The organism is Sinorhizobium sp. BJ1 (assembly GCF_002531555.1).
Lineage (GTDB): Bacteria > Pseudomonadota > Alphaproteobacteria > Rhizobiales > Rhizobiaceae > Sinorhizobium > Sinorhizobium fredii_B.
In genome coordinates this window covers 47421-59482 of the sequence record NZ_NWTH01000036.1, presented here as the reverse complement: position 1 = coordinate 59482, position 12062 = coordinate 47421, and the positions used below count along the sequence as shown (strand labels likewise).

Sequence of the window (12062 nt, the reverse complement as noted above, 5' to 3'; positions counted from 1 at the left end):
GAAACCCGCGCATCGTAGAAACCCGTCACGTCGTCGCGAGCCATCGGTTGATAGAGAGACCGTGCCGCCTCACGCGAAACGCCCAGTCTCGCAGCCCGGTCCACAAACGCTGCAAGCGAGACGTCATCCGGAGTCGAATAAATCAATTGGCGAGCATCTACTCCGCTTGCAGGCGATGCCCGTTCAAGCGCGGCGAGTTGCGCATCGTTCAGCTTTGCCTTGTTTGCTCTCGTGATGCCGGCGACCTGATCAGGAGAAAGGCTCTCCAATTCCCGCGGCTCTAGGCGGGCCAATTGCCCCGGCATCAACGCGCCGATATCTTCTGCCGCCGTATCGGCCGTGATTTCGGGTTTACTGTAGGTAACCTTCCCAATAATTGGCTCTGCAGTGCCCCCGGTCTGGAGCAGATCGGAATTGGCCGGATTCGAAAGATTGTACAAGTTACGGAGCACACGCTCGGACGCGGCATCGGGATCATTCCCCATATGCCGTCGGTAGTCGTTCCACAAATCGATCGGTTCCTTTTCCCGTCCAGCGGCAGACAGGCTGCGAGGTCGAGGCTGTGAATTTGCAAACTCGACAAACCCGTTCAATTCCCGAAGCACACCTTCTTCGTCGGGCGTCGAAGGTCGAAGGTTCGTTGGCGGTTGTGGTGCTGCGACAGGGGTCGTTCCGCCGTCTTCAGCCCCACCCTTTCTTGGCCGGGTCATCAAGAGCCCGCGCGTGCCGAACGCAGTGCCGACGGTCCCGGTGGCAACGCCGGCGACCGCATTGAAAATATCAATGCCCTTCATTTCCGAGCCGTGCGCCGCAATATCGTGCACCGATACGGCAGTCATCGGTACGCCGATTCCGAGGGAGGTCCAGTCGAGCATTCGAGAAGCGCGGTTCAGCAAACCGCCGTTGCTCATATACTCCGCGGACTTGAGTGCCAGCGGCGTATTCGGCCGAAGGGCTCCGATGCTGCCTCTGCCGGCCTGGAGCAACGACATTTCCGGTACCGCGCGAAACGTGCCGAATGTACGCAGCCCGCCTGCGCCCATCGGTATGAACGAGCTCGCCGCCGCTCCCATATTCATCAGCGATTCCGTGTCACCCCACTCGCCGCCGTGTTGGAGATGGTTGACCTGTTTAACTATGGCTCGTCCGCCGAGATATGCACCCCCAGTCATCGCCACAGGGGCCGCGACCGGCGCTAACGGCGGCACAAAGGAAGCAACTGCTGCCACTGATGTGACGCTCCCGACGACCGGATCAATCACTTTTTCTGTAACAGTGAAGTTGCGCGCGTCGACGACCTCGAGCGGAATTGTCGAGTCGCGACCACGTCTCATGTCGAGACCGCGGGGCACGACAAGCCGGTCGCCTTCTGCGAACTGACTGTTGTTGTCCTGGAAATCGCCGAGGCTTTCGAACTTCTTGCCGGTCACATCAACATAATAGACTCTGGCGTCACTCTCTTTTACCGCGATTAACGCTGTCTGTTGGCTGCCCTCTTGCTCGCTCACGTGGAACATCGGAATGATTTTGTATTGAGCGGAGTCGCCGCCGATTTCGCGAATTTCCGCTGTAATTTTGCCTACCGTGTCGGCATCACTGCCGACCTCGAGCCCGAACACGCCGGCCACCGTAGTATCAAGACCTTCACCCGTTTTGGCGACTTTGAAGTGTTCTGTGTAACCGCCATGGTAAAGATCCTCAATCTTCAGCTGATACTCGCCAAGAGCTTGCTGACGTCGCTTGTCGAGATAGGCGTATTCGGAGTCCTTTCCGTATGAATCCGACGCTGCGTCAACAAGCAGCTTGATGGGCTGACTCAGGGCGAAATCGAGCCGGTTGCGTGCCTGACGGGCTTCTTCGAGCGCGCGTTCGGTCGAATCTTGCTGAGCGATCGCCATATCCAAAGCACGTTGCGCATTGGAGACCTCCGGGTGTTCCGATTGCTGGGCTGGGGCTTGAGCGCCATTAAGGGCGGGTGGCTCTGTTCCATTGGAAGACGGTTCCGGCCTCCTTCCGCCATACTTGGCAAGAGCATCGTCACGAGCTTTTTTCAGCTGCGGAATATCAGTGCGAAGCGCTTCTAGCTGTAGATCAAGATTGTTGATCTCGATCTTTTTGATGTCTTCCATCGCAGAAATGGCGGCTTTCTGCGCTGCTTCGAGGCTGCCTGCCCCGCAAAGACTCTCCGGACCTTCGACAATATTTTGCCATTCCTTATTGAGTTCGCGATCCTTAAGCTCGCCGCTCACCCTCTTGTCATTGCGTGCGAATGTCAGCTGAACTCGCTTCGGGTCGCCGTGCTCATAGGTCGTCTCAAGATATAGTTGGTGGTCTTTTGGATCCTCGACGACGTCCTGCTTCAGGATCTTGCCAAGATAATCCCCGCCATAGGTTGTGTACTCCTTTTCCCAATCGTGTAGATCAGGGTAATCCTTCCGATGTTCGGCGATAATTTTCTGCGTTGTGCCCTCCGCCTTTTGCTGCAGGGCCGTCAGCTGCTTGTTGGCGCTGTAGTAGATCCCGTATGTCTCCGCGGCGCGCACATTCTCGCTCGCCTGCTTCTGCTGCTTCAGGGCGTTATCGAGTTCCTGTCTGGCTTTTTTGTTCTCAGTCGTAGCAGGCTTGGTGGCATCAAGCTGCTGCTGCTTCATGCCGACCAGGTAGTCGGCGAAAGACTGGTCGCCCCTGGCAGTATAGGTATTCGCCCGGGCAAAGAGATCATCGACTTCAGCCTTTTTCGCGTTTCGATCAACGATCGCCTCGCCCCTGTTGTAACCGGGCGCGGAAACGTACGTTCCGCCCTTTGCTATGGGAGGGGGCAATGTCCCAGTCTTGGCCACGGCCTCGCGGGTCAGGCGCTCGGCTTCGGCATACTCTTTTGACGTCCCACTGGCTGCCACGACCTGTTTGTCGGCCACAGAAAGCCTTTGCCGGGCCTGCTTGAGTGTACCCAAGGGTGCGGGTTTCTCCCAACGCAGGTCATGTAGGGCCAAGGCCTCGTCAAGAATCTTCGTTGAAGCCCTAATAGCCGTACTGTAGGCGGGATCGAGAGCGTAGACGTTCAGTTGCTCAGTCGCCTGATCGATCTTTGCCTGCGTCTCGATCAGGCTCGCTGCCGCTGTGTTCTCCGCAGCCATGGCCCTGGCGACCTCGGGATCCATCCAGAGGCCGCCAACCTGGACCCATTCCTTGCCGGATGGCGCCTTGGGCTCCGTCGGTTGCGTCGTTTGGCCGACGCCGTATTTCTCAATCGCCGCCTTCGTCTCTTTCGATGCTGCTTTCGCTGCTGCATCCAACTCATTATAGTTCTGACCAAGCAGCATCGCATCTATGGCCGTCTTGGCGACGATACCTTCTTTCGCCTTGGCGGGATCGTTGCTGTTTGGATTCATTTTCAGCAGCGTTTGCGCCAGCGACAATTCAGGCGTCCCCGGCTTGAGGGTCAGTCGCGTGTCGTCGGTTTCCTTGAGCAGCGTTGAAGTGCCGTCCGCAGCGGTCGTCAGCGTATAGCCGTTGAACGAGACCCTCTCCGTGGCCTTCCCAAGCTTTGGATCCTCGACGCGCGTTGTTGTCTCACCGGTCTTTGCATCGCTGACGGTGCGGCTGCTTGCGCCGTCGCTATACTTGATTTCCGTTATCCCCGTTCCATCCTCATTGAACTTCGACGTGGTTGCGCCATGTTGGAAATCTTCATAGTGGGCGGCAATGACCTTACCGTTGGACTGATCGACGATTTTTACTGTTCTGACGTCACCATTGTCGCTGGTTGGCTCGACTATTTTGATTTGATACTCGTATCCATTCGCTTCAAACTTTTTTTTCTGAGCCGCAATTAATCTGTCGAACTTTGCCTCGGGTGGTTCCGCAGCGGCTTCAAGTTTGGGAATGACGAGAACAACACCTGCCTCGAGCTTCTGATCCAGGCGCAAGTCGTTAGCCGCAGCGATAGCGCGCCCACCATCGCGGTGGCCAAGCACCTTGGCGATTGTCTGCGGCGTCTGCTCGTTGCGCACGGTATAGGTGCTTTTGGATGTCGATACCTGCGCCGGCGGCGCCTTCTGCAGATTTTCGATACTGCGGAAAAATCTCGCGATGCGACCAATGTTGAACGTCAAGAAATCACCTCCGCCCCGACCACCGCCTGGGTTCCTCTGACTTATGCATCATCTTTAGTTTGATGGTGACCAGCACGAGCCGGTCACAGGCATTTGGCCCGAAGCAGGGATGGACGTTGGGCGAGCTTCGGATCGAAACGTCCAGGCAACATACGAGAACTGGTGTCCACGCCGTCAGGGACGGGAGGTCTCCCGTAAGCCTCGTTGCCACCGAGCGCCTGTAAAGCCGTCATCTCACGCTTGGTGCTCGCGTCATTCGACCGAAACCTTTGGCCGACGGCCTCCAAAGTGAACGCCATGCTTACCTCCCCTGCGTGCGTCAATCGTGGTGGAGTTGCGCCTACCTACAGGCGTCTGATGTATTCAGCTCTCTGCGGTGCACCCCATACGACACGTTTTGCAAGATGAAAAGAGTTTGCCGCAACTATTAGTTACTGCACATTTTCGAAAGAACTTGAACAGGGGACTTATTAGCGTTGCTTGACTTGAACCTGTCGTTTCCAGGATGTCGGCAACCTGAGCGGTAGTTATCTCGCTTTGTTCATGTCGCCTGGGAAATGCGGGTGCCAAGGCAGCACGGCATAACAATGCATGATGCCGTTCCCTCACGCACAGGCATCGCAATAAGTAGAAGGTAAAAAAAGGCGAGTGCCCGTGGCTTGGCTCTGCACCGGCCCCTGCACCCTACCCTGCTAGAACCTAGAATTCCCTTGCAAGCATTGCTGCCTCTCTCTTGGCATTCTCTCTCGCCTGCGTATCGATTTCCGCTCCATAAAGGGTCTTCTCAACGATGATCGTGCTGATATCGCTGATGCCGATGAAATTCAGCCACATCTCCATGTAGGGCCGTTGAAAGTCATAGCCTGCTTGGGGAGTCGCCGTCGAGCTCGAAAAATAATCGAGCCCGCGCGCATAAATAACTGCTGCTTTCTTTCCGGTGAGGCGGCCTGTAAAGCCATTCTCATCGAAGTTGAAAAGGACGTCCTTTTGCGAGATCAAATCAATAAGGTGTTTCAACTTGTAGGGAATGCTGAAGTTCCATAGCGGCACGGCAAACAGGATCTTGTCGGCAGCTGAAAAAGGTTGCGCGAGTTGCTTTATTCTATCCCAGGCGGCCTCTTGAGAACACGTTCGTACTCCACCGCTCAGTCCAGTATATTTTGCGGCCATGGCCTCTTCGTCGAACTCAGGCAGGTCCGTATTCCACAGGTTCATCTGTTGGACCGTGCTCCCCGGATGCTTTTCCTGATAGGCGTCAAGAAATGACTGCGAGACTTCGATTGACGCCGAGCGCTGTTTGCGGGGCGAGCATTCCACGTAAAGCAAGCTTGTCATGATCTGCCTCTCTGGTCCTTGCTTGGTCGACGCACCAGTTCGATTGCGGTTGGCGCAGTGAACTGTTTGGGGGACCATAGGAGCGGTGTTTTGCAGACACCAACGAATTAAAGTGCGGTCACTTAGAACGATTCGCGATAGGTGACCTGAATGTTCAAGTTAGAACAACTGCGCTGCTTCGTGGCAGTGGCCGAGGACGGCGGATTCAGCCGCGCCGCGGCGCGGCTTCACCTTACTCAGTCAGCCGTGAGTGCACAAATAAGGCGTCTGGAGGATCAGGCCGGATGTCAGTTGCTGACCCGGAGCACACGCTCAGTCGCCCTCACCCCCGAAGGCGAAAGGCTGTTGGGCTACGCGCGCGCCATTCTGCGTCTTAACGAAGATGCTCATGCCGGTGTCGCTGCTTCGCGGTTCGTCGGCAAGGTCAGGATTGGGGCGTCGGAGGATCTTGCGAGCACCTGGCTCCCACGCACCCTACGGCGGTTCAAGGCATTGCATCCTGAAGTACTCCTCGAAGTTGACGTCGGAATACCGACGAACCTGTTCACAGCACTCGACGATGAGCGCCTTGATGTGGTGATTGGCAGCCGCTGTCGTGGCGAGGGCCGCGGATGGCGGCTCTGGCGGGAGCCGCTCGTCTGGGCATTCGCCGAACACGATAGAATTGTGTCCCCGGAGCCAATTCCGCTCGCATTTTTCCCAGAGCCATGCCCATACCGCGAAGCTGCGATCGAGTCGCTGGCGGAGAGTCAGCGGCCATGGCGGATCGCTTACACTAGCCCGAGCATCGCTGGTGTTCGAGCTGCCGCGCTTGCAGGCTTGGCCGTGACACCCCTGCCACGCAGCTCGCTCTGTGGCGGATTGGTCGAACTAGGACCAGAAGTCGGCCTACCTGTTCTTCCCGATGCTGAGTTTTTGATTGCCGTGAATGAGGCCAAGTCTTTCGGCGCAGTGCGGACATTGGCGGACATGATCCGGGGCACTGCCCCCTCTTCTCGAGAAGATACCGCTTAGTGTTAGAAAGGGTTCGGATAACTTCGTTCACCCGTTCCTAGATCTAGGATCAGGCCGGCCGCGCTCCTTCCAGTGCAGGAAGACTTCGACCACGCCGAGCACCACAAAGGCGGATCGCGATTGGTGCGGTCGTCTTCAGCATGGAAACGACCTCGCATGCAGGCAGGCAAAGCCGCAGGTCGGCGACTGGAACAGCGCGACGCCGGTTAAGCATCCGGCGAAGTCCGGTGGAGCGATTGCGCCCAATGCACCTGTAGTTACGTCGCGAGTCCGCAGCTTGCGACGTATCCAAGGGAGGATTTTTTGGGGTCAAGCAGTCCGCTATCCTGTGTGTTCGACTTTGTAGCCCTCCGGCAGCGTTAGCTTGTCTCCCACTACGAGCTCATTTGGATTCCGACCGCGCGTCCCGCCTCCGAGCTGCGACCATTGCTCGAGCCTGTCATCCAGCCAGGGGTTAAGGCGGTAGATCTCGTCGACGATGAGATGATCGTTCCCAGCGATCCTGTAGATGCTGTCGCCCCGCTTGACCTCATAAACGTTCAGCCTATCGACTGGAGGGGGCGCCGGTTCAAGCGGTTTCGCCGGTTTCAGCGGCACGACGTCCATGTGATGTGGACCCGGCACACCGTGCGCGTTCAGCCAATTTTCTAGGCCTTCAATGCTGAGCGGCCTGATCGGCATCGAGGTCACTCTCGGTTCGGTGACGTGGGTCCTCGGATCGTACTCGTAGACGGCTCGCCTGCCCGAACCATGTTCGACAGTGACCGGTGGCACGCCGAGATCGTGATCGTAGCGCCAGCGCTCGTCGCCATCTCGAAGAACCATTCCGGTGGCAGGGTCTTCCCAGCGTTTCTTCTCCGCGTCATATTTGATGTTGGAATAGAGCTGGACGTTGACCCGGGACGGATCGGGCGGCAATCGGAGCAACGCCACGCCGGGCTGCGAATACGGCACCTCTCCGCCATTCTCCGGAGAGAGACCAGCGGCCGCCTTCATGGTATCTTCAAACTTGTCCGGCGGGATGCCGTTGACGTAGTCGATGAATTTCTCCGGATCACCGCCCATCAAATGATAGGCGAACGCGAAGCCGTTCGCTTGGGAACTGCCTGTCCACCAGCCGTGCCTCTTCAGCACCTCGGCCTGCGGTTCCGTGATACCCGCGCCCATCAGGAAGGTCTTCTCGAGGCCTTCCAGCTTGTTCTGCGAGCGGTTCTGGTCGACCGCCCAATTGACGATCGTTGTCGTCAAATAGCCGATATTGACAAGCCAGCCGATCGGGTTGGAAGCGAGGATCGGGATCCTGAACAACGCCCGTTCGATGAGGTCTAGCCCCTTGCTCGTGGCCAGCTTGCCGAGGACTTTCTTGTAGACTTCGTTGCGCAGCATTGGCGATTCGAGGATTTTCTTCGCCAGTTCGCGTGTCTGCAAACGCAGCAGGATTGTATCGCTTGCGAGATTAGCGCCATGTGTCCATGCTTTGACGTTGTCTTTGCCTGCGTTGTACCAGACGCCCGACGCGTCCCAGACGAAAGCGACGGCCATCATCCCAGCCAAAGTGCCGACCAGCGGCGTGGTCGCCTCAACTACTGCACGAGTCATCATGTCGCGCTTGCTGCCGGGCTCCACGTAGATCCAAGGCGCATTTTCGGCCAAAGCGTCGCGCAGCCGGGGCAACTGATCGAACATATGCGGGCGCAAGCGCGCCATCGCCATGCCCGCTTCGGCCAGGTGGAAGGCGGCGAAGCCGCCGACCAGTCCGAGCAAGATCGGCTTGCGCCACTGCTGGTCCTGGTCGAACTTGACGTTGTCGTAAAGATAGGCGGTCAGCGCAGCCTGCAGGCCACCACCGACGGCAAATATGGCGGGACCGGCCAGCGCGGGCAAATGCGCGATGCGCGATGCCTGAACGCCGGGGACGTTCACACCCCCCGCGACGCCCTTTACGACGTAGGTTTCCGCCAGGAACTCGGTGAAATCCCCTAAAAACTGCGCCCCGAGGCCGTATTTTTGCGGCAGCGGAGCACCGGCCGCTTCCCAGGAGTCGCCGAGCATCTTGCGGGCGGCCTGAGTCGCGACCCGCCGGGTGGCCGAGTCACTGAGGAAGAGGGCGCTCGCCGTTTCTTGTTGGCTCATCAGGTTCACGCGCGCGCCGTCGACTTCCTTGTAGCCATCTAACCCGCCGAGTTCGTTGCGGTAGAACTGGACGGCCTCACTAGAACGGATCAGTCGATAGCCGAGATCGTCCAGCTTCTTACGGTCTTGGCCGATCGTCTCGAAGATCTTTGGATTGTTCTTGCCCAGCGCCTCGATGCCGGCCCGCAACTGTTCCTCGGTCATCGCGGTGCCGTAGCGATCTGTCGGCACCAGGAAAGGCGAGAGGTTCTTTTGAACACCCTCGAGTTCGGTCTTGGTATTCTTCTGGAACTGCCCCAGGCCCTGCTCTACTGCAAGCAGCATACGGTCGAGGATCGCGCCCCTGTTATGTTCGAAAATATCGAAGTCTTTGCCAGGGGGTAGGTCGCCGCGGTCGAGGTTCTTGATCTGCGTTATGGTTTCCAGCGCCAGCGTCACATGGCCATTAGCCACCGCCTCCTGGAAGCCCATCATCTGAAGCGGTGCGTTCGGAATGGTGGCGACCAGGTGGCCGACTCCCTGGACGGCATTCCGGATCGAATCGGAATCCCATCGGCTATTGATCGGGTCTGAGCCTGCAGCTGCGAAATCAACCGCTGCCGAAAGATCGACAGCCACACGGTTGATATCGACCTGAACCGTGCCCATTCTCACATCATTTGACCACCGGGTGCTTCCCCCCGGGCTGATATCCTTGACGATATCGGTGATCGTTCCAGGCAACGCCTCGTTGATGATGCGCGCCGAAATCTCCGGCGTCACCGCCGGATTGTTTTTCGGATCGACCACCTCGCGCAGCTTGGCCGCCGCCGGCAGGGTCCCTTCCTTCTGGTAGGTCTGGTCGACCTGCGTCTTGGCGTTGGCGACGTAATTGTCGATCACCTTCTGTACTCGCGGATCGCTCATCACGACGCGGCGAACGGTCGGATCGAGCGACTTGGGCGTCAGCTCGCCGAGTTTCTGCATTCGGTTCTCTTCCGGAGCCTCGCCGACTTCGCGGATGATGCGAGCCGCATCGGTCGCGTTCTTCAGTTCCGGATCACTGAGGTAGCGGTCGTAGACCAGGCGCTGCGCATAGCCCAGCGGGTCGAGGTCCTTGAGCAGAACTGTGGTTGGCAGCCCCTTATAGGTGTCCTCGAGCTCTTTTGTCGCTGCCGCCAGCAGCTCTTTGCGCCGCGCGTCGAGATCATCGGAGGCGCCCTGCAGATCCCTGTCGGAAACCGGCTTCTTGTCAGCCTTGTCGGCAAGCAGTGCATCGAGCTTGTCACCGGCCCGATTGACCTCATGAAGCTTCTCATTTGTCGCGCGCTGGGTGGGCGTTTCCGTTTTGGCCGTCTCGAACGCCTTGGCGACGATCCGCTGAATCTGCGGATCGTCACGGTATCGATAGGCGATCTCGTGGACGGCAGCTTCGGTGACGCCTGCATTTCTGGCGTCGCCGCGGTAAAGCCGCCGCAAACCGGCCGCGATCGCCTGTTCGGCCTTTGCCATGTCCTGATTGGCGATAGCCTTCTGCGCAGCGTAGAGGTTCCAGGCCGTCGGGTCGCTTCCCGGCTGCTTCCTTCCAAACGGTTTGTGCAACATTTCCGCATGGCGCTGCGACGCCTGTGCTTTCGTGATCGCCGCTTCGATCTCTGCTGGGGCGTTGGTGCGCTGTGGCGCCTGTGGCACGGGCGACGCTTTCACCGAAGCGCCATTGCGCAGCAACGAACGAAACTTCGTTTCTGCTTCGCGATTGAGCGCCGACGTGCGCAGGATCAAAGAGAGGGGGAAGTCTGTTCCTATCCGTGTCAACCGAATACTCCGGCCTTGGCGACTCCGACCCAGTTGATCGGATTCATTCCATCATAGTCATCGCCCCGGTGTAACCGCCCTCTTTCGCCGGCTACCAAATCAGAACGTGCATGTCAAGTAGCATCCTCAAGTCAGGGTAGCATCGATGGCTCAACGCCTGCGTTCCACTTCTCTGCAACGCTCGAGTCGCGATCACGCCGATCGCTTATCAGGAGATCATCGACATCGGGCGCCATGTCGGGCTGGTTCTGCCCCTCTGGAACGATCTTTCCGCATTGATCGATCAAGAAATCGCGACGGCCTCATCACGATTGCCGGACCCTCGCGGGGCTTAACAGGGATCGCCGCGCGGTAGGCGTTGCTCCCTCACAACGCGCGGATCGGCTCGAAGCTCTTGAGAGTACCCGCTGGCACAGAACGCGATCTTGCCGCCTGGAGGCGAGTTCAAGCTGATCGTCCAACGCCAAAACCCGAATGGTCGCGCCAATCGCTCGCGCGTTGCCCTGTCGATCGACAGTTCACTCATCGCGGTTCTACCGTCACTGTCGCCGTGATCTATGGAAAGCTGCAGATCAGCGACATCGTGAAACGTCAGCGTCGCTGGCGCTACGCGGAAGCTTTTCCAGAAGCTTCGCAAAGGCACTCGGCGATGAAGGCGATGTCGAACACCAGGTCGCTGCGCCAATCCTGCTTTTCGGGATCACCGATATCGAACCGTATCCCGTAGATGCGGTTGTCATGCCATAGCCAGTCGAGATCGTCGTCGCATATGCCGTCATCCTTGGCGCCAGTAGTCATCAGAGCCGTCCCCGCGGCATCCGCACCGAGCACAGCTTCAAGGCCCGTGCCCTCTGATCTATCGTGCTGTCTACCAGCAAATGCCGACAAGTTCGAGTTCGGTGGAACCGCTCAATACGGTAACCACGGGAAGGTTTAGCACGGCAATCGCATCGACCCGATGTCCTCAGACCTAAAAGGGCAGCCACTCCACCCACCATGTCGGCCGCAAAAAGCGCTCGGCCTTCTTTCGATCATGACCAAGTGCTGGCTCCTATGGATAACCACGGTGTCAAACCAATTTGAAGTGCGCCGAAATTGGCAAACACCTGCCGATGACCATGAGTGACGATCCGTCTTCGAGCCAAAAATGCTGGTGCATCCGTCACACAGCCGCTGAACGCGACTTTCGCCAAAAGTCGTATCGCTCTAGTGTCTCGGCGTTTGGCGGGTAGACCCCAAGCGTCGGCTTGCCTGACTCGATTTCAGCTTTGAGGAATTCCTCCTGCTCTTCTATGGCGATGGCTTCGTCGGCGATTTCGTTGACATATTCTCGCGGAATGACAATGACTGCAGATCGACAACGCCGAGGGCGACGCGGTCTTCACTCTGGCGAACCGGTTTACCAGCGACGGCAACACCTCGACGATTGACGACCCCAAACTCGACAGCCTGATTGCCGACGCCTCAAAAGCCACCGGGGAGGAACGCAAGCGCCTGTTCCAGGAGGCGTTCAAGTATATCGCGGTCGATGCTGTCAATATCGTGCCTCTGTTCCACATGGTCACGATTGCACGCGTAGCATCTGACGTGAACTATACGCCCGATGTACAGGCGGGCAACGAGATCAAGCTCAAGTCGATTTTTTACCGCTGACCCTTTCGGAACGGGTGG

The 12062-nt window shown here is 58.1% G+C and carries 5 protein-coding genes and 2 pseudogenes; 2 read left to right on the top strand and 5 right to left on the bottom strand.

What is annotated here, in order from left to right; genetic code table 11:
* Window positions 1-4115: hypothetical protein (locus CO676_RS28885; RefSeq protein WP_144340216.1), on the bottom strand; the 4115-nt coding region annotated here is incomplete at its 3' end.
* 699 nt (window positions 4116-4814) lie between these two features.
* Window positions 4815-5450 carry an NAD(P)H-dependent oxidoreductase gene (locus CO676_RS28875; RefSeq protein ID WP_097523620.1) on the bottom strand — a complete coding sequence of 212 codons (636 nt, stop codon included), beginning with the start codon at window positions 5448-5450 and terminating at the stop codon, window positions 4815-4817.
* A gap of 150 nt (window positions 5451-5600) precedes the next feature.
* Here CO676_RS28875 and CO676_RS28870 point away from each other — a divergent pair, with 150 nt between their 5' ends.
* A complete protein-coding gene (locus CO676_RS28870) occupies window positions 5601-6464 on the top strand; it encodes a LysR substrate-binding domain-containing protein (RefSeq protein ID WP_097523619.1) in 864 nt (287 codons plus the stop codon).
* Between the two features lie 321 nt (window positions 6465-6785).
* Here the strand turns inward: CO676_RS28870 and CO676_RS28865 are convergent, their stop codons facing one another.
* The 3 genes and pseudogenes from CO676_RS28865 to CO676_RS36400 form a co-directional block, all read right to left on the bottom strand.
* Complete coding sequence (locus tag CO676_RS28865; RefSeq protein ID WP_144340215.1) at window positions 6786-10391, bottom strand: LysM domain-containing protein; 3606 nt, start codon at window positions 10389-10391, stop codon at window positions 6786-6788.
* 606 nt (window positions 10392-10997) lie between these two features.
* Window positions 10998-11189, bottom strand: a complete 192-nt coding sequence (locus tag CO676_RS28860) for a hypothetical protein (RefSeq protein ID WP_014763169.1) — start codon at window positions 11187-11189, stop codon at window positions 10998-11000.
* A 364-nt stretch (window positions 11190-11553) separates the two neighbouring features.
* Window positions 11554-11742, bottom strand: a pseudogene (locus CO676_RS36400) (ribonuclease activity regulator RraA); the annotation flags it as partial.
* Here CO676_RS36400 and CO676_RS37060 point away from each other — a divergent pair.
* Window positions 11742-12044 (top strand): annotated as a pseudogene (locus tag CO676_RS37060) (ABC transporter substrate-binding protein); the annotation flags it as partial. The pseudogenes CO676_RS36400 and CO676_RS37060 overlap by 1 nt on opposite strands.
* Window positions 12045-12062 lie beyond the last annotated feature (18 nt).

Bases quoted from the DNA above. Each gene is read 5' to 3' on its own strand.
- CO676_RS28870 (WP_097523619.1), top strand. From the start codon at position 5,601: ATGTTCAAGTTAGAACAACTGCGCTGCTTCGTGGCAGTGGCCGAGGAC.
- CO676_RS28875 (WP_097523620.1), bottom strand. From the start codon at position 5,450: ATGACAAGCTTGCTTTACGTGGAATGCTCGCCCCGCAAACAGCGCTCG.
- CO676_RS28860 (WP_014763169.1), bottom strand. From the start codon at position 11,189: ATGACTACTGGCGCCAAGGATGACGGCATATGCGACGACGATCTCGAC.